The sequence below is a fragment of the Blautia aquisgranensis genome (genome assembly GCF_040096615.1).
GTDB lineage: Bacteria > Bacillota > Clostridia > Lachnospirales > Lachnospiraceae > Blautia_A > Blautia_A aquisgranensis.
Genome location: NZ_JBBMEJ010000007.1, coordinates 1 through 24,810, shown reverse-complemented (window position 1 = coordinate 24,810; position 24,810 = coordinate 1). Strand labels below are relative to the sequence as shown.

At 45.3% G+C, this 24,810-nt stretch carries 20 protein-coding genes and 2 tRNA genes; 4 read left to right on the top strand and 18 right to left on the bottom strand.

Annotation, left to right across the window (positions count from 1 at the left end; all coding sequences use genetic code 11):
• Positions 1–54: 54 nt before the first annotated feature.
• On the bottom strand, positions 55–2,037 hold the full coding sequence (locus WMO28_RS07090) for a sodium-translocating pyrophosphatase (RefSeq protein ID WP_178642642.1): 1,983 nt from the start codon (positions 2,035–2,037) through the stop codon (positions 55–57).
• 213 nt (positions 2,038–2,250) lie between these two features.
• Positions 2,251–3,174: a ferredoxin-like domain-containing protein gene (locus WMO28_RS07085; RefSeq protein WP_178642643.1), complete on the bottom strand. Its 924-nt coding sequence runs from the start codon at positions 3,172–3,174 to the stop codon at positions 2,251–2,253.
• 242 nt (positions 3,175–3,416) lie between these two features.
• Here WMO28_RS07085 and WMO28_RS07080 point away from each other — a divergent pair, with 242 nt between their 5' ends.
• The gene (locus WMO28_RS07080) at positions 3,417–4,334 is read left to right on the top strand and encodes a LysR family transcriptional regulator (protein WP_349056537.1); all 918 of its coding nucleotides are present in this window, start codon (positions 3,417–3,419) and stop codon (positions 4,332–4,334) included.
• Between the two features lie 77 nt (positions 4,335–4,411).
• On the opposite strand, the gene WMO28_RS07075 is transcribed toward WMO28_RS07080, so the two are convergent.
• Positions 4,412–5,710: a cation:dicarboxylate symporter family transporter gene (locus WMO28_RS07075; RefSeq protein ID WP_178642647.1), complete on the bottom strand. Its 1,299-nt coding sequence runs from the start codon at positions 5,708–5,710 to the stop codon at positions 4,412–4,414.
• A gap of 1 nt (position 5,711) precedes the next feature.
• Complete coding sequence (rfbD, locus tag WMO28_RS07070) at positions 5,712–6,563, bottom strand: dTDP-4-dehydrorhamnose reductase (RefSeq protein WP_178642649.1); 852 nt, start codon at positions 6,561–6,563, stop codon at positions 5,712–5,714.
• A gap of 290 nt (positions 6,564–6,853) precedes the next feature.
• Between rfbD and WMO28_RS07065 the strand changes: the two genes are divergently transcribed.
• Positions 6,854–7,351 (top strand): QueT transporter family protein, encoded by a 498-nt coding sequence (locus tag WMO28_RS07065; RefSeq protein ID WP_178642651.1) that lies wholly within the window; start codon positions 6,854–6,856, stop codon positions 7,349–7,351.
• Between the two features lie 63 nt (positions 7,352–7,414).
• Here the strand turns inward: WMO28_RS07065 and WMO28_RS07060 are convergent, their stop codons facing one another.
• From WMO28_RS07060 to WMO28_RS07015, 10 genes are all read right to left on the bottom strand, one after another.
• Complete coding sequence (locus WMO28_RS07060; protein WP_178642653.1) at positions 7,415–8,137, bottom strand: SigF/SigG family RNA polymerase sporulation sigma factor; 723 nt, start codon at positions 8,135–8,137, stop codon at positions 7,415–7,417.
• Positions 8,138–8,139: 2 nt separating this feature from the next.
• A complete protein-coding gene (gene spoIIAB, locus WMO28_RS07055; protein WP_349056600.1) occupies positions 8,140–8,565 on the bottom strand; it encodes an anti-sigma F factor in 426 nt (141 codons plus the stop codon).
• Positions 8,565–8,909, bottom strand: coding sequence for an anti-sigma factor antagonist (locus tag WMO28_RS07050; RefSeq protein WP_178642655.1), 345 nt, complete (start codon positions 8,907–8,909; stop codon positions 8,565–8,567). Before WMO28_RS07050 ends, spoIIAB begins: the two co-directional genes overlap by 1 nt.
• Positions 8,910–9,029: 120 nt before the next feature.
• On the bottom strand, positions 9,030–10,286 hold the full coding sequence (locus WMO28_RS07045) for a hypothetical protein (RefSeq protein ID WP_349056533.1): 1,257 nt from the start codon (positions 10,284–10,286) through the stop codon (positions 9,030–9,032).
• 10 nt (positions 10,287–10,296) lie between these two features.
• Complete coding sequence (locus tag WMO28_RS07040) at positions 10,297–10,449, bottom strand: hypothetical protein (protein WP_021977044.1); 153 nt, start codon at positions 10,447–10,449, stop codon at positions 10,297–10,299.
• Complete coding sequence (locus tag WMO28_RS07035; protein ID WP_349056531.1) at positions 10,446–11,744, bottom strand: bifunctional folylpolyglutamate synthase/dihydrofolate synthase; 1,299 nt, start codon at positions 11,742–11,744, stop codon at positions 10,446–10,448. The genes WMO28_RS07040 and WMO28_RS07035 overlap by 4 nt, the downstream gene beginning before the upstream one ends.
• Positions 11,745–11,914: 170 nt before the next feature.
• On the bottom strand, positions 11,915–14,014 hold the full coding sequence (locus WMO28_RS07030) for a sulfatase-like hydrolase/transferase (RefSeq protein ID WP_178642661.1): 2,100 nt from the start codon (positions 14,012–14,014) through the stop codon (positions 11,915–11,917).
• A gap of 15 nt (positions 14,015–14,029) precedes the next feature.
• Complete coding sequence (locus WMO28_RS07025; protein WP_349056529.1) at positions 14,030–16,684, bottom strand: valine--tRNA ligase; 2,655 nt, start codon at positions 16,682–16,684, stop codon at positions 14,030–14,032.
• Positions 16,685–17,157: 473 nt separating this feature from the next.
• Positions 17,158–21,030, bottom strand: coding sequence for an FtsX-like permease family protein (locus WMO28_RS07020; protein WP_349056528.1), 3,873 nt, complete (start codon positions 21,028–21,030; stop codon positions 17,158–17,160).
• Complete coding sequence (locus tag WMO28_RS07015; protein ID WP_118624215.1) at positions 21,024–21,737, bottom strand: ABC transporter ATP-binding protein; 714 nt, start codon at positions 21,735–21,737, stop codon at positions 21,024–21,026. The genes WMO28_RS07020 and WMO28_RS07015 overlap by 7 nt, the downstream gene beginning before the upstream one ends.
• A 319-nt stretch (positions 21,738–22,056) precedes the next feature.
• Between WMO28_RS07015 and WMO28_RS07010 the strand changes: the two genes are divergently transcribed.
• On the top strand, positions 22,057–22,395 hold the full coding sequence (locus tag WMO28_RS07010; protein ID WP_349056526.1) for a hypothetical protein: 339 nt from the start codon (positions 22,057–22,059) through the stop codon (positions 22,393–22,395).
• 70 nt (positions 22,396–22,465) lie between these two features.
• Here the strand turns inward: WMO28_RS07010 and WMO28_RS07005 are convergent, their stop codons facing one another.
• Both WMO28_RS07005 and WMO28_RS07000 read right to left on the bottom strand, forming a co-directional pair.
• Positions 22,466–23,104 (bottom strand): bifunctional 4-hydroxy-2-oxoglutarate aldolase/2-dehydro-3-deoxy-phosphogluconate aldolase, encoded by a 639-nt coding sequence (locus WMO28_RS07005; protein ID WP_178644831.1) that lies wholly within the window; start codon positions 23,102–23,104, stop codon positions 22,466–22,468.
• Positions 23,105–23,122: 18 nt separating this feature from the next.
• Positions 23,123–23,641, bottom strand: a complete 519-nt coding sequence (locus tag WMO28_RS07000; protein ID WP_349056524.1) for a PfkB family carbohydrate kinase — start codon at positions 23,639–23,641, stop codon at positions 23,123–23,125.
• A 34-nt stretch (positions 23,642–23,675) separates the two neighbouring features.
• Here WMO28_RS07000 and WMO28_RS06995 point away from each other — a divergent pair, with 34 nt between their 5' ends.
• Complete coding sequence (locus WMO28_RS06995) at positions 23,676–24,368, top strand: FadR/GntR family transcriptional regulator (RefSeq protein WP_349056599.1); 693 nt, start codon at positions 23,676–23,678, stop codon at positions 24,366–24,368.
• Positions 24,369–24,494: 126 nt separating this feature from the next.
• On the opposite strand, the gene WMO28_RS06990 is transcribed toward WMO28_RS06995, so the two are convergent.
• Both WMO28_RS06990 and WMO28_RS06985 read right to left on the bottom strand, forming a co-directional pair.
• Positions 24,495–24,565: transfer RNA gene (locus WMO28_RS06990), tRNA-Cys, on the bottom strand.
• Positions 24,566–24,568: 3 nt separating this feature from the next.
• Positions 24,569–24,641: transfer RNA gene (locus WMO28_RS06985), tRNA-Asn, on the bottom strand.
• Between the last annotated feature and the right edge of the window lie 169 nt (positions 24,642–24,810).

The window sequence follows — 24,810 nt, the reverse complement described above, 5'->3', positions numbered from 1 at the left end:
TTTTCCTCTGCGAAGAGTTTCCTTTTATATAAATATGGGTTTACTGTTTTTTGATTACAGAAGTCCTCCGATGGATAAGAACAGAGGAGCAAATACCAGTGATACGATGGTCATAAGCTTAATCAAGATGTTGATAGCCGGACCTGAAGTATCCTTGAACGGATCGCCGACTGTATCGCCGACAACGGCTGCTTTGTGCGCCTCGCTGCCTTTTCCGCCGTGATGACCTGTCTCGATGTATTTCTTTGCATTATCCCATGCACCACCTGCGTTGGCCATAAAGATTGCCATAAGAACACCTGTTACAAGAGCTCCGGAAAGAAGTCCTCCAAGAGCCTCAACGCCAAGGATCACTCCTACTGCGATCGGTGCTACTACTGCCATAATTCCAGGAAGCATCATCTCATGAAGAGCTGCTGTTGTGGAAATAGCAACGCATGATTTATAATCCGGTTTCTCTGTACCTTTCATGATACCCGGTTTCTCATGGAACTGACGTCTTACTTCCTCAATCATCTTATATGCAGCCTTGGAAACAGACTCCATAGTAAATGCTGAGAAAAGGAAAGTAAGCATACCACCGATAAAGATACCGATGATAACACGATGATCCAGAAGGTTAATAGATTCCATTCCAACTGCGCTTGCATAGGATACGAACAGTGCAAGTGCTGTAAGGGCTGCGGAACCAATGGCAAAACCTTTACCCATAGCTGCTGTTGTGTTACCTACAGAATCAAGCTTATCTGTGATCTCACGAACAGACTCATCCAGTCCGGACATCTCTGCGATACCACCTGCATTATCAGCGATCGGGCCATATGCATCAACTGCAACTGTGATTCCTGTTGTGGAAAGCATACCAACAGCTGCAAGAGCGATACCGTATAATCCGTTTACTCCGTATGCAACAAAGATACCAACACAGATCAGAAGGATCGGGAATGCTGTGGATTTCATACCAACAGCGATACCGCTGATGATCGTTGTAGCTGCACCAGTCTCAGACTGCTCACCGATTCCCTGAACCGGTTTGTAATCTGCAGATGTGTAATACTCTGTGATGTTTCCGATGATAACACCAACAACAAGTCCTGCGATAACAGCGATAGCTGCTTTCATATCTCCGAAAAGTACTTTGCTTAAGATCAGAGATACGATGATCACAAGTGCTGCAGATACATAGCTGCCTTTTGTAAGGGCTTTCTGCGGATTGGAATTGTCATCACCTTTTACAAAGAATGTTGCGATAATGGATGCGATCAGTCCGCAGCCTGCGATAGCCAGCGGATAAAGAACACCTGAGATCGCGCTTACTGCCACACCAAGTGTCAGGGCAGATACAAGAGATCCTACATAGGACTCAAAAAGGTCTGCTCCCATACCTGCAACATCACCTACGTTATCACCTACGTTATCAGCGATAACAGCCGGGTTACGAGGATCATCCTCAGGGATTCCGGCCTCAACCTTACCAACAAGGTCAGCTCCTACGTCAGCTGCCTTTGTGTAGATTCCGCCACCAACACGGGCGAAAAGTGCGATGGATGATGCTCCAAGGCTGAATCCAGAGAGCACGTCAACGTTCTTAGTGATGATATATACAACACTGACTCCAAGTGCACCAAGACCTGCAACGCACATACCCATTACAGCACCGCCGGAAAATGCAACGGAAAGAGCTTTGTTCATTCCGCCTTCTTTTGCTGCGTTTGCTGTTCTGACGTTAGCTTTTGTTGCAACGGTCATACCGCAGTAACCTGCGATTGTTGAAAACAGAGCACCAATTACAAAGCAGATTGCTGTTACCCAGCTTCCTACTCCCAATCCAATCAGTACAAAAAGTACGGCTACGAAAATAACCAAGATCTTGTACTCTGCTGTCAGGAAAGCGCGTGCGCCTTCTGCGATCGCGTCTGCGATCTCTTTCATTCTATCTGTTCCAGCGTCCTGTTTGCTGACTTTAGCTGCAAGGTATGCTGCGAACAGAAGTGCCAGTATTGCTGCCACCGGCACCAAATACATGTAATTTTCCACTCTTTTTACCTCCAGTTTCATGTATTGTTAAGAGTTTATCACATATTTTTGCATATTTCAAATAGAATTTTAACTTAGATTTTTGTGAATGTTGTGATATAATAAAAATTTATATATTTGAAATAAACGAAATTTATATTTTCAGTGCCGATTTTTACATTTTCAACCTGCTTATCTAATAGGAAGTTTTTTTATCGCATTTTTTATGTCTTTTTACTTTGAAAGAATTTCAGATTTTCTTTCCAGAAGATTTTTTTCCAGTAATTGTTTTTCTGCATTTTCGAATCCGATCCGTTCAATGGTCTCAGCAAAACGCTCACCTTTAATTCCCTGATCTTTAAACAGAAGAATTGCTTTTTCAATGACATCCAGTGCCTCTTCCTTTGATGTAAAAATCTTGTTCAGTGCTTTTCCATGTGAGATCTTTTTTCCCCATCTTCCGCCAATGTAGATCTTGAATCCATATTCCCCGTCCCCAATGGAACCAAACGGGCATTTTCCAACACATCTTCCACAATGTCTGCAAAGCTCTTCATCAATATGGAGCTTACCATCCACAACCTTTGCCACCTTATTCGGGCAGGCCGTTTCAATAGCACATTTTTTACATCCCTTGCAGGCTTCACTGTCAAAGTGCGGAATCCTCTGTCCGATGATTCCCACATCATTCAGGTTCGGCTTCACGCAGTTGTTCGGGCAGCCACCCACTGCGATCTTGAATTTGTGCGGCAGTGCAACCTGTCGATATCCCTTATAAAATCTCTGGAAGATCTCCTCGGAAATGGCATAGGAATCCAGAAGTCCATACTGGCAGGTCGTTCCTTTGCAGGATACCACCGGACGTACCTTCGCTCCTGTTCCACCTGTCTCCAGTCCTTCTTTTGCGATAAATTCCTGAAATTCATCTATTTTTTCGTACGGAATTCCCTGGATTTCCACGGAAAGTCGTGTAGTATAAGTGAGATTTCCGTTGCCGAATTTCTCTGCAGCCTCTGCCATACATTTATGCTGTGCGGCTGTTACCTTTCCGTTTACGGTGATCACCCGTGCGGAAAAATCATCCGTTCCCTTATTATTCAGAAATCCCTGTCCTTTCAGTCTTTTTTCCTCTTCCTTACTAACTGTTAATGCTGACATTATAGTTCCTCCTTATAACCTTTCTGCTGTCTCTGCCATATTTCAAAATTACAGTCGTTCCATAACCAACAGCCAACTCTCTGAATACTGCCCTTATAGTAATTCACGATCTGTTGTCTGAAAACGTTTTCACCATCCTACTATATCACTTGAATATCTATTTGAAAAATGATATTATTTTATGAAAACGATAGGTTTTACCTATATGCAAATATTGCTACATGTGAAAGGAATATACTGCCATGACGATCCGCCATCTCACTGTTTTTGTCACAGTTGCCGAACAGGGCTCCATGAGTGCTGCCGCAAAGTTTCTCTATCTTTCCCAGCCAACTGTCAGTCAGGCTATTCGAGAGCTGGAAAAGCATTACAACGGACTTCTCTTCGAACGTCTTGGAAAAAAACTCTATCTCACAGACATGGGACGCCTACTGCTTCCTCATGCCCGTGAAATGCTCCGTCAGTTCGAACAGCTGGAAGAACTGATGCAAAACCAGGGACAGTCCTCCACTTTAAAACTCGGTTCCACTATTACTGTGGGAACCTGTCTGACACCGTCCATCATTTTAAAATTACAGCAAAAACTTCCGGATCTCGATGTCTATTCCTTTGTGACCAATACCCGAGTTATTGAGCAAAAGCTTCTTTGTTCTGATCTGGATGCCGCTGTTGTGGAAGGTGAGATTCATTCACCAGAACTTATCGTCATTCCGGTGATCGATGACTGTCTTGTTCTTGCTACCGGCAAAAAACATCCGTTTTATTCCAGAAATCGCATTCATGTCCAGGAACTGAACGGACAGAAATTCGCAGTCCGGGAATATGGCAGCGGCACCAGACAGCTTTTTGAGGATTATGCACAGCGCCATGAGCTCAGTATCCGGACAGCCTGGGAGGCCAACAGTCCCCGCACTCTGCTGAACGCTGTTCTCTCCAACCAGATTCTTTCTGTAATGTCCATACGACTTATGAACCATGAGATCCGTCATCATTCCGTCCAGGTCTTTCGAAACGAAGCGGGGGAATGGAACCGGAAATTCAAGCTTGTCTATCACAAGAACAAATTCCTCACCCCTGCCATCTACGAACTGGAAAAAATCCTTCACAGCTATGAGCAGATGGAGCTTCCGGATAACATAGGTATCCTGACTCAGAGATGAAAAAACGGCCGCATTGCATATGCAGCCGTTTTTTCTCTATCTCAGATCTGATATCTCTATCTGATCTGCCGGAATATTTAATTGGATTCGTTAAATACTTTTTTGTCCAGCGCGCCGTTCTGGTGGGCAACGATCGTTGTGCAGACAGCATCACCGGTAATGTTGACAGCAGTTCTTGTCATATCCAGGATACGGTCGATACCCATAATAAGACCGATCGCCTCAACCGGAAGTCCGACTGAATTAAATACCATGGTCAGAGTAACAAGTCCGACACTTGGTACACCTGCTGTTCCTACAGAAGCAAGTGTTGCGGTTCCGATAACTGTCACATAATCCATAGGACTTAAATGAATTCCAAATGCCTGTGCTGCAAACACAACGGCAACACCCTGCATGATGGAAGTACCATCCATGTTGATCGTTGCTCCCAGCGGAATTGTGAAGGAGGAAATCTTTTTGGAAACTCCCACCTTCTTGGACAGAGTATCAATGGACATCGGAATGGTCGCATTGGAGGTTGCTGTTGAGAAGGCAAACGCCATAACCGGGAAAAATTTCTTGATAAATTTAACCGGGTTCAGTCCTGTAAATATCTTAAGCAGGATCTGGTATACACCGAAGCACTGGATACCAAGAGCCAGAAGGACACCGAGCATATACTTCGCCAGCGGAATAAACGCGCTGAAACCAATGTTCGCAAAGGTTCTGCTGATCAGGCAGAATACACCGATCGGAGCAAGGCTCATGATCATCATGGTCATTTCCATCATAATGTCATTAAACTGGCTGAAGAAATTGGCAACAGTCTCTGCGCGCTCTCCCATCTTCGCCAGAATCACACCTACGATCAGTGCAAATACAATAACCTGAAGCATGGTTCCGCTTGCCAGGGAATTGATCGGGTTATCCGGAATGATATTGAGAATGGTATCTGTCAGGGAGGTCGCCTCCATGGTCTCCACAGATGTCGCAGAAGACTGGATTGAGCTCATGTCAAGTCCCACACCTGGATTAATAAGATTACCGACTGTCAAGGCAACAGAAACAGCCAGTGCTGTAGTTGCCAGATAAAATACCAGGGTTCTCACACCTACGGTTCCAAGCTTCTTGGTATCTCCGATGGCCATGCTTCCACAGATCAGGGAACAGAACACCAGCGGTACTACCAGCATTTTCATCAGACGGATGAAGCCCTGTCCTACAACATAGAGAACACCTTCTACGATAACATCCTTCTTAAAGCTGCTGTCCGGTACAAGATAGCAGAGTATGATACCCATAACTGCACCGGCAAGCAGTGCAATGAATATTTTCGTCGTGAGACCCAGCTTTTTTTTCTGCTGCGTTTTCTCTTTTACGTTTTTATCTTTCATCTTATTCCTCCGTTCTCTCATCCATGTATTCTTTCAGTGATTCCTTCCAGTCCGGCATATCGTACACTTCGATAATACGGAGAATAAAATTGTCGAGAACTGCATATGGAGGTCTTACGGAAGAAAGATCGGACTGCTCTGTTGGAACGGATTTCAGCTCAATATGCTTTCCTGCAAGCCTTAAGATCTCTGTGGCAAATTCATAACGGTTGCACACCCCGCTGCAGGTCACATGGTAGGTTCCGTACTCATTGGTTCCGATAAGATACAGGATCATTCTTGCAAGATCCTTCGCACTTGTTGGTGAACCAAACTGATCTGATGCAACAGAAAGTGCCTGGCCTTTTTTTGCAGCATCCAGTACACGGTTTACGAAATTATGACCGTTTCTTCCGTATACCCAGTTGCTTCGGATAACAAAATGCTTGTGTGTAAATTCCTTTACGTAGTTCTCTCCTGCTCTCTTGGAACGTCCGTAGACAGTCAGCGGATTGGTATCGTCAAATTCTGTGTACGGTTTCTTACTCTTTCCGTCAAAGACATCGTCTGTGGAAAGCTGAACGATCTTAGCGCCGCATTTTCTTGCCACAATACTTAAGTTTCTCGCGCCAAGTGCATTCACACGGTAGGCATGCTCCGGATTCTTTTCACATTCATCAGTATCTGTGATACCAGTACAGTTAATGATCACATCCGGACGGTTTACAGACCCAAAATTGAGTACTTCATCTGTATCTGTTACATCCAGTTCATCAAAATCCGTATTCAGTGTCTCGATCTGCATGGGATCCAGAATATCATTCAGTGCCTGTCCAATCTGTCCGTTGGCACCTGCGATCCATACTTTTAACATGTTTTTACCTCCCTGTTGTATGATATGATGTGTATGTAAAAAAGGCATTGATTTAGATCAAAATCAATGTCTCTTCAACCTATATACTGTTTTATATTTTATCAGTCTCAAAAAACGCTGTCAAGAAAAAAGCCTGTTGCATTTTATACGCTCTTATGCTATACTCACTACCGTTGCAAAGCCCACAAAAACAAGGTCGTACAGGGCTTATCAGGCGGTCACCGCCTATAAATGTGCCGAGTGTTCGTGACCTTCCACTCGTAAAACAAAACTAAAGGAGAAAAAAGAATATGAAAAACAAGGGTACACTTTTTCTGGCGCAGGGAGCTGTTATCGCAGCGATCTACGTTGTCCTGACTCTGGTGTTCGCACCACTTAGCTTCGGCGAGGTTCAGATCCGGTTTTCCGAGGCACTTACTGTACTTCCGTTCTTCACACCGGCTGCTATTCCCGGATTATTTGTCGGATGTCTCATTGCCAATATTCTCGGAGGAGCCATTCCGGTCGATATTATCTTCGGAAGCATTGCCACACTGATCGGAGCCGTTTTTACCTGGAAGCTTCGTAATGTGAGCAAATGGACAGCACCGGTTCCACCGATCGTCGCCAACATCGTGATCGTTCCGTTTGTGCTTCGTTACGGATACGGTATCAATCTTCCGATTCCGTTCATGATGCTCACAGTAGGCGCCGGCGAGGTTGTTTCTGCCGGAGTGATCGGTATGATCCTTCTTGGAGCACTTTCCAAATACAAAAATGTACTTTTTCATAAAAAAGCAGCCATCTGATCGATCTGCTTTTAAGTAAAAAGGAGCCATGAGAGAATTTTATATTTTTCTCATGGCTCCTTTTTATCCTTTCTGCACAGACGCTTTCAGTCTTTTCAGTATTCTCTTTTCCATTCTGGACACCTGCACCTGCGAAATTCCAAACTCTCTCGCAATCTCCGTCTGTGTCACTTCCTGAAAATAGCGCATATAGATCAGCTTCCGCTCTTTCGCGTCCAGCTCTCCCAGTATCTCCTCCAGAAAAATCCGGTTTAGTGCTTTTTCCTGCCTGTTTTCCTTCTCCGGCAGCTTGTCCATAAGAGAAATTTCCGTTCCTTCTCCCTGATAGATCGTCTTATGAAGAGATTCCACCTCCGCACCCGATTCCATGGTCATCACCAGTTCTTCCACCGAAATTCCCATCTCAGCTGCCAGCTCTTCCACAGTCGGCTCCCGCTCCAGTCTTCTTGTAAGCGCTTCTCTCACCTGATAAACCCTGTAATGATTCTCTTTCAGTGACCGGCTTACCTTCAGTATTCCGTCATCCCTGAGATAACGTTTGATCTCTCCGATGATCATGGGAACTGCATAGGTTGAAAACTTTACATCATAAGACATATCAAACTTATCTACTGCCTTCAGAAGCCCGATGCTTCCAATCTGAAAAAGATCCTCCATCTCCACGCCTCTTCCCAGAAATCGCCGGGCTACACTGTATATCAGTCCTGTATTTTCTTCAAACAAAATATCTCTTGCCGCTTTATCCCCCTGGTGTGCACGCCCGATGAGGGCAAGCGTATGATCCATTTTTACCTCCTAATGATCTTTTTCATGTGCACAGTGGTTCCCTTTCCAACCTCCGATTCTACAGAGATCTCATCCATAAAAGCTTCCATAAAAGTGAAGCCCATGCCGGAACGGTCCTTGTCCGGTTTCGTTGTAAACAATGGTTCCATAGCTTTTTTTACATCCGGTATCCCGACTCCATGATCCTTCACATCCACCATAAGTTCATGTCCCTTAAGACGGCATTCTACCAGGATCTTATGTATCTCCCCTTTATAAGCATGAATAATACAGTTTGTCACAGCCTCGGAAACTGCTGTCTTCAGATCGGAAACTTCCTCCAGGGTCGGATTCAGCTGTGTACAAAAGGATGCAACTGCCACCCTTGCCAGCGCTTCATTTGCCGGTCTACTGTCAAAAATGATTGTCATTTCATTTGTATTTTCCATCATAAATTCCCTCCCTGCTCTATTGTCGGATCTTCTTTTTCAACGATCTCTATATATCTGCTGATTCCGGAGATCCGCAAAAGCTTTGTGATATGGCTGTTCGCATGAATGATCTGTATACATCTGCTTCTCATTCCCAGTGCCCGGTATCGGCCCATCAGCAATCCAATCCCGGAACTGTCCATAAAAACGGTCTTTGAAAAGTCAAAAACCATATTTTTTATATATTTATGTCCAATAATACGGTCTGATTCTCTTCGAATGTTATCCGAGACTGGATGATCCAGTTCCTCCGGCAGACGAACTGTAAGTACCGTTCCTGATACTTCAAATACTGATTCCATTATAGCATTCCCCCTGCTTTTTATTTTTATACAACAGTTCCGGTATTTTCGCATAAAAAAAGAAGAATGTGCAAAAACACATTCCCCTTCTCCGAGGTTCTTCACCTGTATTTCATGTATTTATTCCTCTGTATAACCATCACCGGAATCCTCCGATGCGGTCTGATCAGTTCCATCTGAACTGCTGTCCGCTCCGGATGAAGCACTCTGCGCCGCCGTACTGTCTGACGAGGAATCTGTGATTCCCGTTACGCCGGTTCTTTCACTGATCGTATTGTAAATACCTTTTGCAGAATCCGAAAGAGTATCCACATATACATTCTGCAGCTGTACTGCTGCCGTATCAAGGTCTTCCTGCTGCATAGCAGTGTAAGCCGCAAACAAAGCCTCATAACTCTGACTTCGCTTCTTCTCTTCCTCAATCTGCTTCGCCTGTGCGTCTGCAGTATCACTGGACTGCTCAGCCTCTCCCTGAGCTTTACTTAGCGCCACACCCTGACTGGAAAGCGACTCACTGTACTGTACAATCTGTTCATTCGCCTGCCTGTAAACCTCCTGTTTCACAGCTGGCAGAACAAGCAGCCAGAATGCCGCTGCACCTGCTGCAAAACCAACCATCACGGTAAAGAACAGAGAAATCTTTGACCGTTCCTTATAAGTTGACGGTCTTACCGTGATCTCACCGGAAATATTATCGCTTTCCTTCGCATTGCTCTTTAAAAGAGATTTTCTCCTGTTTTCCATCTTCGTGGTAACACCGGTCTGCTCATCCACTTCCCGGAGAAAACGCAGCGTCGTGGTATTGGTCTTGTCGATCCTTGCCGCCTTTCGAAGAGTTCTTCTTGCCTTGTTCCATTCCTGATTTTTCATCTGTATCAGTGCAAGAAGATGATATCCCTTGATCAGCTTCGGATTCTGAGCCAGGATCTTCTTCAGACGGATAGCCGCCATATCCTCATGTCCTTCCCTGCACATAGCCAGGGCATTGTTATATTTCTTAATGCTTTCATTGATCGTTTCCAGCTTATTCTGGTTTGCCTGAAGCTTCGCAATATATTCAGAAGCCAGATTCCTGTTCTTCTGGATATTCTTACTGATGACCCATTCACTCAGCGCAGCAACCACCTCACCAGTCTCAAAATAGACAAGGCCCAGGAGATTTCTTGCACGGATGTTTCGTTTGTCATAGGCAAGACTCTGCTTCAGACAGCTGATCGCACCCGACAGATCACGGATGCTGGCTTTTTCCAGACCCTGATTGTAATAGAGCTTGGAAAGATAGTCAACTTTTTTCTGGATCAGCACATTGGCTCCGCAATGCGGACAGTAATCCAGATCTGTATCTGTCAGGAACGCTCCACAATTTATGCAGTTCATCCATTTCTCCTTATCTTACACGTCTGTTGCTCTTGACCTCCCGCAGCATCTCCTGGAGTACATCCATGATATCTGTGATCTCACGGTCATAGATCGCACCTTCTACATCTGCCACATCCAGACATGGTTCAAATTTCTTCAGTTCCTCTTCGTAATCGATCATAATTTTTTCCTCCTGATCACAGATTTGATCTCACCCACAAGGTAAAGAGAGCCTACGCAGAACAGCATTCCATCCGCTCCCTTCTCCTTACATGCCAGATCAAAAGCTGTGGGAACATCCTCCACTGCTTCCACTTCCGGTACACCATTTATACGAAAGATCTCTGCCAGATTCTCTACCGGTACCTTACGGTAACCACCCACCTGTGTAACGATCACATGGCGAAAACGGATTCTGGTACATATCGTTCGGATCATATCTGTATAATCCTTGTCATCTACTGCTGAAAAAAGCAGTGTCAGCGGAAATTCCTTCTGAAAATGTTCTGCTGTCTCCACGAATTTCTCAACACCGTCTTCATTATGAGCTCCGTCCACGATCACACCTGGAAGAACTGTTTCCATTCTTCCCTGCCAGCGTGTCTTGCTCATACCAGCCTTAAGCTCCTCCATGGATACCGGAATCTTATCCTTCAATATCTGAATAGTTTTTACCGCAAGGGATGCATTCATCACCTGATACCGGGCAATAAACGGTATACTGAAAACTGTATCTCCGTAAGCCTCATCCTTCAGGGAAAATTCAATTCCGTCCCTGGTGATCTTATGAATGCAGGTATCCTCTCTTCTGATCTCATATGCCGGACATCCCAGTGCCTTCGCATGCTCCTGCATCACCTTCGCTGCATCCGGATCGTTTCCATCATAAATCACCGGAACACCAGGTACCATGATTCCTGCCTTTTCTCCTGCGATCTCGGAAACTGTATTTCCCAGATACTGCATATGGTCAAGACTGATGGAAGTGATCACACAGGCCACCGGATCTTCCACTGCTGTGGTCGCATCCAGACGTCCGCCAAGACCTGTCTCCAGTGTCACATAATCCACGCCTGCCTCTGCAAAGATCACCATTCCCATAAGTAAAAGAGTCTCAAAATAGGTCGGATGATAACTTCCCTCTGCCACAAGTTCATCAGAAAGCTTCTTGACTTTCATGAAAGCATTCAGAAACGTATCGTCATCAATGACCTCTTCATTGATCTGAAATCTCTCATTGATCTCCACAAGGTGCGGAGATGTAAAAAGTCCGCAGGAATAACCGGCTTCTCTGAGAACCGATGTGATAAACGCACAGGTACTTCCCTTTCCGTTCGTTCCCGCAACATGGATTACACGGAATTTCTTCTGTGGATTGCCAAGTCTTCGCAGGCACTCCTTTGTATGGTCCAGACTGTTCTTGGTGGTAAATCTGGGTATGTCTTCAATATACGCAACTGCTTCTTCGTAATTCATAAAAAAAACCATCACTTATCTATAATGTATTCGTAAGGAGCGTTCGGGGAGAACATGTTCTCCCCTCCGACTCGCTACGATACCATTATATAATAGTGGTGGAAGATGTCCAGTCCTAATCGTAATATTTTATCCGACATTTTTTGTATCGGATGAGATTTTTTGCTCTTTTACTGCCCGTCAGTACTGCTTTCTGTATCAGTCTCTGCATCTGATCCTGCTGTTTCAGACGACAGATCTGTGTCTAAAGCAGAAGGTTTTTCGCTGCTAAGCTTCCATTTACTGTCTGCAAGCAGAGCATAAACTGACCGGTCATGTGTCTTGGTCATAGCCTTTCTTGTGGAACTGTTGCTTCGCTGTACCACCGAGATCCTGTCAAAATCGCCCAACTCTTTTCCGGTGATGATCAGCTTCGTCGGATTTACATAGACTGTATCATACCAGTCACCATTGATCTTCACCTGACTGGACGGCGTAAAGTTCGTTCCCAGCACATAATAGGTATGATCCTGCTCCGACACAAGCTCAAGTGAATCCAAAGTCGCATCATAGATTCCCATACGCATTTTTGTACGCTCAAACGGATTGACACCGTCATAGGAATACTGTTTTCCATAGAGAAGGTCATACTGCAGTGTTTCCAGATCTACCTGATAGTTCTTGGTATTCTTTCTTGCCTGATGATATTTGAAGATGGTTCCCTCGTGGATTCCCACGCGGTCCATAACCTCTGCTGCCATCTGGTAGGCCGCAAGATTCTCTTTCTTTTTCTTGAGGCCGAAATTATCCCACATAACATACTCTGTCTGGAACAGATATTTATTCTTCACATCCTCTACCGTCAGCCCCATAGTGGGAAGATGATCTCCATACATGACAAGCACTACGTCCTCCGGATAATCCGCAAGTGCATCTGTCAGCTCTTTCACGAATTCATCCATCTCATGAATCTGATTTACGTAGTACTCCCATTTATTGTTAAGCTCATCGGTAGGTGCTCCTGAAACCGTGATATCCGGATTCTCCAGTATCGGCTCTGACGGATAATCACCATGTCCCTGAACGGAAATGGTATATACATAATCCGGTCCCTCTGTGGAATCCAAGCATTTGATAATCTCATCCGTAAGCACACTGTCCTTGGTCCAGCCAAGCGGATTTTTCTGATTCTCATCCTTCATGTATTCTGCGGAAGTAAAGGTATCAAATCCCAGATTCGGGAAAATACTTCTTCTTCCATAGAAATTCGCCTCATTGTTATGTAAAGCATGAGAAGTATATCCCAGATTATCCAGAACATACGGGGCACTTTCACAGGTCGTCTCCTTGAGGATACTCTTGTACGGATACTCTCCCGGTCCGAAGTAATGCAGGCTCATTCCTGTGATCGATTCGAACTCCGTGTTGGCTGTTCCGGCACCTACTGACGGCACCTTATAATATCCGGATGAATATTCCTTCATCAGTTTACGGAAAGTCGGAATCGGATCCTCCGACAGATTCAGATAATTTACAAGCGTCGGGTCAAAAAATGACTCCAGTTGTAAAAACAGAATGTTCGGATGAGTTCCACTCTTCGTTTCCGGCAGATTCTCCTCGGAATTCTCAATTTTTTTGATCTCACTCTCAGAATAGTCTCTCGGAGCACTGATTCCTGTATTAAAGATCGTAGTTGCCAGGCAGTACGGATAGCCGTAATCCTCATAAGCTATGGCAATATTTCCAAAATAGTTGGATAGAACTCTTTTTTCCAGGGCAAGCTGTGTGATGCCGCCAAAAGCCAGCACTCCAACAAGGATCAGTGGAATATTCACCTTATATTTCAGCTTTCCTCTGTATTTCGGCGATTTTATCAGGATGATCAGAAGAATCAGTACCGCCACTCCAAGGAGTATTCCCCCTATGGTCATCTCTGTCTGAGACAGATATTTTTTTGCAATACTCAGTCCATCAGTAAGGTTCTTTACATCCGGGCCTGTAAACGGCGTTACACGGTTGAGAAGAAGAACACCGTTTACGATTCCCAGAAACAGCCAGAAGCCGCCGATAAAAATACGCCAGAATATTCTCTTTCGGAAGAGATAAACAAGCAGCATAGTCGTAAAGATAAACGCTGCATTATAAGCAAATACAAGCGGCTTTGTGGTCATGTAGGTCCACGCCTCTGTGAACGAGTGCCTGCATATGGCCTCGATCACAAAGTACAGGACTGCACAGCCCAGAGCCTGAAGTATCAGCGAAATCTTATTGAAAAAGTTACACCACTTCATGAAAACGCTCCTTCGTTATTTCAACATCTGTTTCAACTGCAGGTTCACTTTTTCTTTCATCTCTTTGTATTTCTCAAGTTTCTCCTTCTCCGCCTCTACCTTGGCTGCAGGTGCCTTATTTACAAAGTTCGGGTTATTCAGCATTCCCTCGCAGCGGGCGATCTCTTTTGTAAGACGCTCCTGCTCCTTTGTAAGACGCTCGATCTCTTTTTCACGATCGATCAGATCCTCCAGCGGAAGATATACAACACCGTCTGCTACAACGATGGATACTGCATCCTCGCCGATTCCGGCTTTATCCTGCTGCACATGGATCTCTTTTGCAAACGCAAGGTTTGTAAAGGATCTCTTGCAGGATTCAAAACGTGCACAGCAGTCTGCATCCTTGCCTACGATGTAGATATTTGTCTTTCTGTTCTGTGGAACATTCATCTCATTTCTGGTATTACGGATTCCACGTACAACCTCCTGGAAGCTCTCAACAGTTTTCTCTGCCTCTGTGAAATTCATCTCATCTTTATATACCGGCCAGTCAGAGATCATGATGGACTCTTCCTCAGGAAGCAGTGTACAGTAGATCTCCTCTGTGATAAACGGCATGAACGGGTGAAGCAGCTTCAGTCCCTGTGTCAGTGCTGTACGTAAGGTCCACAGTGCATCATTAGCTGCTGCCGGATCTTCCTCAGCTTTCCACAGTCTTACTTTTGCCATCTCGATATACCAGTCACAGAGCTCATCCCACAGGAAGTCATAAACCTTCTGTACTGCGATTCCAAGCTCATATTTATCCATGTTCTCGGTAACATCGCGGATCACGCTGTTCAGTCTGGAAAGGATCCATTTATCCTCATTGCAAAGCGCATTCAGATCCTTCGGCTCTGTTACAGTCTTTCCTTCCAGGTTCATCATGATGAAACGGGAAGCATTCCAGATCTTATTTGCAAAGTTACGGCTGGATTCTACACGCTCCCAGTAGAAACGCATATCATTTCCAGGTGCATTACCTGTCATCAGTGTCAGACGAAGGGCATCTGCGCCGTATTTGTCGATAACCTCCAGCGGATCGATACCGTTTCCAAGAGACTTACTCATCTTACGTCCCTGTGAGTCACGTACCAGACCGTGAATCAGTACATGGTGGAACGGTGTCTCACCGGTCTGCTCCAGTGCGGAGAATACCATACGGATAACCCAGAAGAAGATGATATCATATCCGGTTACCAGAACATCTGTAGGATAGAAATACTCAAGCTCCGGTGTCTTATCCGGCCATCCAAGTGTGGAGAACGGCCACAGTGCGGAACTGAACCAGGTATCCAGAGTATCCTCATCCTGATGCATATGTGTGCATCCGCATTTCGGGCACTTCTCAGGCATTTCTCTTGCAACTACCATCTCACCGCACTCATCACAGTAATAAGCCGGGATTCTGTGTCCCCACCAGAGCTGACGGGAAATACACCAGTCACGGATGTTCTCCAGCCAGTGAAGATATGTCTTGTCAAAACGGGCCGGAACAAACTGAAGGTTTCCGTCGTCCAGAGTCTTGATGGCAGCCTTTGCCATTTCGCTCATCTTTACGAACCACTGTGGCTTGATCATTGGCTCTACAGTTGTACCGCAGCGGTCATGTGTACCTACGCTGTGGTTATGCGGAACAACTTTTACAAGAAGTCCCTGTGCTTTCAAATCCTCAACCATGGCCTTACGTGCCTCATAGCGGTCCATACCTGCGTATTTTCCGCCAAGGCTGTTGATCGTAGCATCATCATTCAGGATATTGATCTCCTCAAGATTATGACGACGTCCGACCTCAAAGTCATTCGGGTCATGTGCCGGTGTGATCTTAACGCATCCTGTTCCGAATTCCTTATCAACATACTCATCAGCGATCACCGGGATCTCTCTGTCTGTAAGCGGAAGCTTCAGCATTTTTCCTACAAGATCCTTGTATCTCTCATCCTCTGGATTTACGGCTACAGCTGTATCACCGAGAAGTGTCTCCGGACGTGTGGTTGCGATCTCAACGAAGCGTCCTTCCTCTCCTACGATCGGATAATTGATGTGCCAGAAAAATCCGTCCTGATCCTCATGTACGACCTCTGCATCAGAAATAGAAGTCTGGCATACAGGACACCAGTTGATAATTCTGGAACCTTTGTAAATGTAGCCTTTCTCATAGAGACGGATAAATACCTCCTGAACCGCCTTGGAACAGCCTTCATCCATGGTAAAACGCTCACGCTCCCAGTCTGCAGATGCGCCAAGCTTCTTCAGCTGGTTGATGATCTTTCCGCCGTACTCCTCTTTCCATGCCCACGCATGTTTCATGAACTCCTCACGGCCAATCTCGTTCTTATCGATACCTTCTTTACGGAGCTTTTCTGTTACCTTAACCTCTGTAGCGATCGCTGCATGGTCTGTTCCAGGCTGCCAGAGAGCTTCATATCCCTGCATTCTCTTGAAACGGATCAGGATATCCTGCATGGTCTCATCCAGTGCATGTCCCATATGAAGCTGTCCTGTTACATTGGGCGGCGGCATTACGATTGTGAAAGGTTTTTTGTCCGGATTAACTTTTGCATGGAAGTATCCGTTATCCATCCATTTTTTGTACAGACGATCCTCAATGCCCTTCGGATCATAAGTCTTTGCAAGTTCTTTGCTCATGTTTTCCTCCTGAATCTTTCTGATTATAGGAACCTTAAAATGCTCCTCTTTTCTGCAAGAAAAAGCACGCCCTCCACACAAAAGCCAATAACTAATGTGCGAAGGGCGATCATTCTCGCGGTACCACCTTCATTATCCGGAAAAAACATCTGTTATTCCCGTCTATCTCTTATCCCTTAACGCGGGATACGTGAAAACCTACACAGCAGCATCTGTTTTGCATTTCTGCCTTCAGTCTCCCGGCTCCTAAGCTACCTTCTGCAGTCTTACATCTGAAAATGCCTTCCAGCCTGCGCTTCTCTCGCGTCCGTGCATCTCTCTCTGTCAGCGTAGACCTGCATACTCCTCTTATTCAACGCCTTTACCATGTTCCTACTATAATGAAATTTTCTTTTTTTGTCAAGACAAAGGCCTGCTTTTCCTGGGATTTCACATATTTCCAGATACAAGTACCTTTCTGGCATTTCATTATTTTATTCTACGCTTTTCAGTGACTCTACCATATTGATCTTTTTCAGCTTAAAATGCATCACCATATTTACAAACATGGAAAATCCGAAGGTAATGATTCCACTGTAAACAAAGCTCATTGGCTTGATATTTCTTCCAAACATCACCGCATCTACCTCAACGGTTGTGATCACATACCGATGGAGGAAGCTTCCGAACACTGCGCCTGCCAGGATCCCTATGAAGGACAGCAGGATATTTTCCCGAAATACATACTGGGAAACCTCGCCATCATAAAATCCCAGGACCTTCAGAGTTGCCAGCTCTCTCTGACGCTCTGTGATATTGATGTTGTTCAGATTATACAGTACCACAAATGCCAGCATTCCGGCAGAAATGATCAGGACCCAGATTACCGCTCCGAGTGAGCCCAGCATTCTCTCTACCTGACCTGCTGTACTGCTTGTATAGCTGATACTTAAAGCCGCCGGATATTTCAGGATCGCATTTCCAAGAGTTTCCAGATCACTCTCTGCATCCTCTTTCATAGTATATACTGTACTTGAATACTCCGGTTTCTCTTCGAATGTTTTTTCATAGCAGGATGGGGTCATGTAAACGTAGTGTCCCATATAGTTCTCTGTAATAGCAGTGATCTTTACTTTATACTTTCTGTTGTCTTTCTCCAGGGTGATCTCGTCTCCTGTTTTCACACCGATAAGTGAAGCTGTTTTTTCACAGATCACGGCTCCGTCGTCGGTAAGCTCATACTGCTCGTGGGACTTTCTGTCACGCAACGTTACATCCTCTTTAAAATTTTCCGCATTTTCCGGAACATACACATAGATACTGACACTTCCCTTCTCTTTTGGTGCCGTCATCTTGGTGAGTTGCACACGGGTATAGTGATCGATCTCGCTGTTTTCGTCCAGGAATTTCAGAAGATCCTTTTCCTGGCTGTCTGTGGCATCCTCATCATTGATCACCATGGCATCATAATGCTGGATCTGATCATACTGAAGAATCGCAATATCCATAATGGAGTCATAAAGTCCGAATCCTACAAGCATCAGTCCCATGCTTCCTGCAATTCCGAAAATGGTCATAAAAAGACGTTTCTTATAACGGAAAAGGTTTCGCATGGACGATTTCCAGGAAAAGCTCAGATGCTTCCAGATAAAACTGATCCGTTCAATAAGGATCCGTTTTCCTTCTTTCGGTGCAGGCGGACGCATCAGAGATGCCGGTGTTTCTGCCAGGGTTTTTGCACAGGAAAACAGTGTAGCGCCCATAGTACAGATCACCGCTGCTCCGGAAGCGATCAGTGCATATTGTAACTCATAATCCAGCTGCATGTGATCGCCAATATTCCAGTACATGATCCCATAGGCCTGGATAATGATATACGGAAGAACCTTTTCTCCGAAAAGTACTCCTACGACGCTTCCGCCTGCTGTAGCCAGAAATGCGTAGCTGAGATACTTGGATGCAATGGATGCTTTTCCGTAGCCCAGCGCTTTCATGGTTCCGATCTGGGTTCGCTGTTCCTCCACCATTCGTGTCATCGTGGTAAGACTGATCAGAGCCGCTACAAGGAAGAATATCATCGGGAAAACTTTTCCGATGTTTTTCAGTCGCTCTGCATTATCACCAAAATCCGAATATTCCGGAAGGTCATTGCGATCTGTGATGATCCACTCCGGTGTTTCAATATCATCCACCTCTTTCTGGGCATCCTCGATCTTCTGCTGAGCTTCCGCAATTTTGTCATCGGCTTCTTTTTTGCCATCCTGATATTCTTTCTTTCCATCGGAAAGCTTCTTTTTTGCATCCTCCAGATCTTTTTTTGCATCTTTTAATTTCTGTTCGTTTTCTTGGATTTCCTTTTCTCCGTCCAGGAGTTTCTGTTCATTTGCATCCAGTTCAGCCTGACTGCTGGTAAGCTTTTCTGTGTTGGCCTGGATTTCTGCCTGACCGGCATTTAACTGGGCCTGTTTTTCCTCCAGCTGCTGCCTCCCGGAGCTGAGCTGGGCTCTGGCCGAATCCAGCTGATTCTGGCCATCATCCAGAGTTGCCTGGTTTGCCGCAATTTCTTCTCTTGCCGCTGAAAGCTCTGCTTTCTTTGTTTCCAGCTCTTTTTTCCCTTTATCCAGTTCTTCCTGGCCTTCGTTCAGCTGTGCCTCTGTCCCGGAAAGTGTCTCTTCCTGTTCTTTGATCTGGCTGAAGCCCTCATTGATCTGACCCAGGCTGCTCTCCAGTTCAGCTCTTGTCTGGGCCAGCTCTGATTTTTTTGCAGTAAGCTCTGACTGCGCCCCGTCGATCTGTGCCTGACCGGCATTTATCTGTTCTTCCATTGCACTGATCTGACCATTTATTGTCTGGATCTGCGTGGAAAGCTCCGCCAGCTCTTCCTCAGTTTTTCCTGCTTCCGCACCGGCGTCATACTGCGCCTGCAGCTCCGCCGCCTGACTGCTTAATGCCTCTTTCTGGCTGGTCAGTTCATCCAGTTGTGCCTGCTGCCCGGAAAGGGCTTCTTCACTGGAACTGATCTGGGATTCGCCCTCGGAAACCTGTACAAGTCCTGCCTCACACTGTTCCTTCTGACTGGTGAGAGCAGCCTTTGTTTCTTTGATCGTATTCTTTCCCGTTTCCAGCTGTTCTCTTCCACTGTCAATCTCAGCCTGTTTGCTTTCCAGTGTTTTCTCCGCTTCCCGGAGCTGAGCCTCACCGTCACTTACCTGCTGTTTTGCGGCAGTCAGCTGTTCATATCCGGCAGTCAGCTCTGACTGCTTCTCATTTATCTGTGCTTCGGAGTCGGCAAGCTGGGAGCTGGCAGCATTTAACTGGGACAGACCGTCTTCCAACTGCTGTTTTGCGCTGTTAAGCTGAGACCATCCATCTTCGATCTGCTTTCTTCCGTCAGCAAGCTGCTGTTTTCCATCGGTCAGTTCTTTTTTTGCATCGCTGAGCTGCTGTTTTCCATCTTCGTACTCTTTTTTTCCATCATTATACTCCTTCTGCCCATCATCCAGCTTTTTCTTCGCGTCGCCAAGTTTTTCCTCTGATTCCTTCTTTCCGTCCTCAAGCTCTTTTCTGGCATCATCCAGTTTTTCATTGGCCTCTGCGACGATCTCATCATAGCGCAGTCTGCACTGTTCTTTTTCGATGCCTTCCACACGCTTCTGTATTTTCCTGATAAGATTGTCGTAGGCATCGGTATAGCTGATCACATCCCCGGATTCATGAACCATAACATAGATCTGGGTAAAAGTTTCCTGTTCAAAATCCTCAGGAAGAATGTATCCGAAGCCGCTGACCTCACCGGATCCAAGAGTCGTATTTCCTCTGTTAAACGAAATATAAAGAGGGCTGCTTCCGATTCCCACAACTGTATAGGTTGTTTTTTTCAGAAGCTCACTGTCTCCATCCTCACTGACGGATATGGTATCCCCGATTTTATACCCCCGATTCTTTGCAAATGGCTTGTCAAGAAAAATCTCGCCGCTTTTTTTCGGTATCCTTCCTTCATCTGCTGTGAGCAGATTAAAATTGCTGCTGATGGATTCCAGATGAAGAACCTTCCTGGCATCGTCCTCTCCACTCATAACATCCGTAGAGTAACCGCCCTCAGCCAGTTCCACACCGTCAATATCTGATACCGCTTTTACATCACGCTGAGTCAGTCCCAGTGTTCCCTGGATCTTCAGGTCCATCAGCTTTGCTGCTTCATAATAGGCATCTCCGGAATATCTCATATCCGGAGAAGACGCCTGGATCCCGGAAAAAAATGCAACGCCCAGTGCCACGATCAGAAAGATCGAGATAAAACGTGCTTTGCTTTTCCGGATCTCCATCCAGAAATCTTTGTGCAATGCTTTCATTCCGTCACCTACCATTCAATCTCTTCCACTGGTGTGGGATGTGCATTTTCAGTCATCCTGGAAACCTTGCCGTTTTTGATCTTGATCACACGGTCGGCCATAGGTGTCAGTGCAGAGTTGTGAGTAATGACAATAACCGTCATGCCCCGTTCCCTGCTGGTATCCTGAAGGAGCTTCAGGATTGCCTTGCCGGTCTGATAATCCAACGCTCCTGTAGGTTCATCACAGAGCAGAAGCTTTGGATTCTTCGCCAGAGCTCTGGCTATGGAAACTCTCTGCTGCTCACCGCCGGATAACTGTGCCGGAAAATTGGTCAGTCTCTCCTTCAGCCCTACTTCCTCCAGAACTGTCCTGGCATCCAGAGGATCCTTACAGATCTGAAGAGCAAGCTCCACATTCTCCAATGCAGTCAGATTTGGCACCAGATTATAAAACTGGAATACAAATCCAATATCCTCCCGCCGGTATCCGGTCAGCTGCCGGTCTGTATATTTTGCAATATTTTTTCCATCGATCCAGACATTGCCGGATGTGGCCTTATCCATTCCGCCCAGGATATTCAGCACCGTTGTCTTTCCGGCACCGCTTGGTCCTACCACAACCACAAATTCTCCTTTTTTTATCCGGAAGCTGATCTCGTCCACTGCTATGATCTTCACTTCTTTTGAGCCATAGATTTTGGATACATTTTCCAGCTTCACATAATCTTCCGTATGCTCCATTCTCATCCTCCTCTTTGCTCTCTCTATAATTTCAGGGGGCTTTTGCTCGCCCCCTTTTTATTCCCCGCCTCAATATCACAGCTGTTTGGTAATATCCCTTCATCTGTGAGCAATATGTCTTTAAATATATTTATAAGTATATCGGTTCTTAATTCAAAATGCAATTTCTACTTATATTTTACAAAGATTTTTCATTCCTGCGCATTTGTATTTTACATTTCTTTTCTATAATACAGACAGATAAAGGAAATCAATATTATAGCTGCCTGTTACTGACAACAGCAGAAGTACAATTCCATCAAAATGGGAGGAATGGATCATGTATAAAACACTGTGGAATCAATTAGCTCAAAATAAAAAAAAGGCCCCTGCGCCTGCTGTTTTTCTTGCACTTTTGACAGCAAGATGGAGTGCAGCCGGAATTTTGGCCGGATTACTTGTTTGTCTGGAACTTCAGACAGAACTGATGGTAAAGCTGACTGTAATCTTATGTACCGGCGGATACGCCGGACTGATACCCGGTTTCTTCGGTGGTATTTTTTATCTTTACCGAATGGATCTTCGGAAACCTTCTGCGGATCCTGTAGCTGATCTGGCAGCTGAACCGGAAAAAGCTTCTGCGGATCCTGCTTCATTGATCTATTTTCACAATAATTGACAAAAAAGCAGAACTCTGCCTGGTTGTGCAGGGTTCTGCTTTTTTTATTGAATATGTGTATTAAGTTTGATTACTTTCTTATGGAATCAGCGAGCTTTTTTGCTTCTGCTGTCAGCTCTTTTATTTTGTCAAATTCCCCTGCCTTTACAAGATCTCCCTTTACCATCCAGCTTCCGCCGCAGCAAAGGATTTTGTCACAGGAAAGATATTCCTCAAGATTTTTCGCGTTGATCCCACCTGTAGGCATAAATCTGATTCCTGTATAAGGAGCTGCCATAGCCTTGATCATTGAAATTCCGCCTGCCGGTTCTGCCGGGAAGAATTTTACTACCTTAAGGCCTCTTTTCACTGCCTGTGCAACCTCAGATGATGTGATACATCCCGGGAAAACAGGAATGTCTTTTTCCAGGCAGTAGTCTACGATCTCAGGATCGAAGCCCGGGCTTACGATAAATTTTGCTCCGGCGCCAACAGCTGTATCTACCTGCTCAGTTGTAAGTACGGTACCTGCTCCCACAAGCATTTCCGGGAACTGCTCTGCCATGAGACGGATAGACTCTTCTGCTGCTTCTGTGCGGAATGTCACCTCTGCACATGGAAGGCCGCCCTCAACCAGAGCCTTTGCCAGCGGTACTGCATCTTTTGTATCTTCCAGCACTACAACCGGAACCACACCAAATTTCTGAAATTTTTCTGCTATCTCTTTCATCTGAATTTCCCTTCCTTTTTATCTTTTTATATCAAAGTTCATTTCCATCACATGTCTGATCATAGACACATCATCGGTAATGTTTCCGTCACCATGGATCGTATGCTTCACAGCACTGGCAGCAACACCAAAATTCACGGTATCTTCCGGTGTATACTCATTCATAAGGCCATAGATGATCCCACTTACAAATGCATCTCCGCCACCGACACGATCCAGAATATGGAAGGTCAGGCGCTTGCTTTCGTAAGTCTTTCCGTTTAACCAGAGATAGGCCATAAGACTGTTTTCACTGCAGCTGTGTGCAAAACGGACATGCCTTGCGATACATTTTATATTCGGATATCTGTCCGCAAATGCCTGGAACACTTTTTCCTGCTGTTCAAAATCCGGCTGAAACGGGATTCCGTCCTTTACATCGCCTGCACTGTGGTCTTCTTCATTTTTCCAGATATGATACGGCTCGATCCCGAAAAGGACATTTACATATGGAAGACAAAGTGTGCAGAAATCTCTGGCCTCTTCCCAGGTCCACAAAGAAATAACGAATAGAAATGGAGAAACTCATATGATGATTTCGTCATCAGAAGAAAAAAGTCTTCCGCAAAAATTATCGGAAGACATCATCGAATTTATTTTAAAGGAAAATCTGCAGCCGGGGGACAAGCTGCCTAATGAAACGGTTCTGTCCGAACGTCTGAATGCAGGAAGAAGCTCTGTCCGCGAGGCGATGAAGCTTCTTGCTTCCAGAAATATCGTGACTATCCGTCAGGGATCCGGAACCTATATCGCATCATCTCCGGGAATGGTGGAGGATCCGCTGGGATTAACTTTTATCGGCAACAAACAAAAGCTGATCCATGACCTTCTGGAAGTCCGTTTTCTGCTTGAATCCTCTATTGCAGCAATGGCTGCCACCCGCGCCAATAAAAAAGATATAAAAAAAATCACCACACTTTGTGATGAGGTTGAAGCATTATTAAAAAAACATGCGGACCATACCCAGAAAGACATTGAATTTCATACAGCGATCGCGCTGAGCAGCAAAAATGTTGTCGTTCCGCGGTTAATCCCCGTAATTAACAGCTCTATTCCACTATTTGTCGAATCAACCAGTGGTGCTCTGCACGAAGAAACAATTGAAACACATCGTGAAATCGCAGCTGCCATTGCAGAGCATGATGCTCTGCGTGCCCAGGATGCCATGTACCTTCATCTGGTTTACAACCGCAAAAGAATCCTGGTTACAGAAAAAAATTCCTGATCTATCGGACAGTATCCTTTCCGGATGCTGTCCGATCTTTCAGAAATCTGTCTTCACTATCTTCAGCAAATACATTTTTATAATAAAAACAAGCCCTGGAAATTCATCTTTCCAAGGCTTTCTAAAAGGTGCCACCCGGATTTGAACCGGGGATAGAGGTGTTGCAGACCTTTGCCTTACCACTTGGCTATGGCACCATGCTCCCCCTGTTGGACTCGAACCAACGACACTGCGGTTAACAGCCGCATGCTCTACCGACTGAGCTAAGGAGGAATACTTAATTTAAGGTTTGTACCTTAAAAACTACATACATGCTTTGTTGATGGTTAATCAAACTTCTTGAATCAATTCTTAACCTGCGTTTCTTGGTCAAGCCCTCACCCGATTAGTAACAGTCAGCTCCATGTGTTACCACACTTCCACCCCTGCCCTATCTACCTCG

Bases quoted from the DNA above. Each gene is read 5' to 3' on its own strand.
- spoIIAB (WP_349056600.1), bottom strand. From the start codon at position 8,565: ATGGAAAATACAAATGAAATGACAATCATTTTTGACAGTAGACCGGCA.
- WMO28_RS07065 (WP_178642651.1), top strand. From the start codon at position 6,854: ATGAAAAACAAGGGTACACTTTTTCTGGCGCAGGGAGCTGTTATCGCA.
- WMO28_RS07035 (WP_349056531.1), bottom strand. From the start codon at position 11,744: ATGAATTACGAAGAAGCAGTTGCGTATATTGAAGACATACCCAGATTT.
- WMO28_RS06995 (WP_349056599.1), top strand. From the start codon at position 23,676: ATGATTTCGTCATCAGAAGAAAAAAGTCTTCCGCAAAAATTATCGGAA.
- WMO28_RS07075 (WP_178642647.1), bottom strand. From the start codon at position 5,710: ATGAAAGATAAAAACGTAAAAGAGAAAACGCAGCAGAAAAAAAAGCTG.
- WMO28_RS07020 (WP_349056528.1), bottom strand. From the start codon at position 21,030: ATGGTAGGTGACGGAATGAAAGCATTGCACAAAGATTTCTGGATGGAG.
- WMO28_RS07080 (WP_349056537.1), top strand. From the start codon at position 3,417: ATGACGATCCGCCATCTCACTGTTTTTGTCACAGTTGCCGAACAGGGC.
- WMO28_RS07005 (WP_178644831.1), bottom strand. From the start codon at position 23,104: ATGAAAGAGATAGCAGAAAAATTTCAGAAATTTGGTGTGGTTCCGGTT.
- WMO28_RS07040 (WP_021977044.1), bottom strand. From the start codon at position 10,449: ATGATCGATTACGAAGAGGAACTGAAGAAATTTGAACCATGTCTGGAT.
- WMO28_RS07060 (WP_178642653.1), bottom strand. From the start codon at position 8,137: ATGGATCATACGCTTGCCCTCATCGGGCGTGCACACCAGGGGGATAAA.
- rfbD (WP_178642649.1), bottom strand. From the start codon at position 6,563: ATGTTAAAAGTATGGATCGCAGGTGCCAACGGACAGATTGGACAGGCA.
- WMO28_RS07045 (WP_349056533.1), bottom strand. From the start codon at position 10,286: ATGAACTGCATAAATTGTGGAGCGTTCCTGACAGATACAGATCTGGAT.
- WMO28_RS07025 (WP_349056529.1), bottom strand. From the start codon at position 16,684: ATGAGCAAAGAACTTGCAAAGACTTATGATCCGAAGGGCATTGAGGAT.
- WMO28_RS07030 (WP_178642661.1), bottom strand. From the start codon at position 14,014: ATGAAGTGGTGTAACTTTTTCAATAAGATTTCGCTGATACTTCAGGCT.
- WMO28_RS07085 (WP_178642643.1), bottom strand. From the start codon at position 3,174: ATGTCAGCATTAACAGTTAGTAAGGAAGAGGAAAAAAGACTGAAAGGA.
- WMO28_RS07015 (WP_118624215.1), bottom strand. From the start codon at position 21,737: ATGGAGCATACGGAAGATTATGTGAAGCTGGAAAATGTATCCAAAATC.
- WMO28_RS07010 (WP_349056526.1), top strand. From the start codon at position 22,057: ATGTATAAAACACTGTGGAATCAATTAGCTCAAAATAAAAAAAAGGCC.
- WMO28_RS07050 (WP_178642655.1), bottom strand. From the start codon at position 8,909: ATGGAATCAGTATTTGAAGTATCAGGAACGGTACTTACAGTTCGTCTG.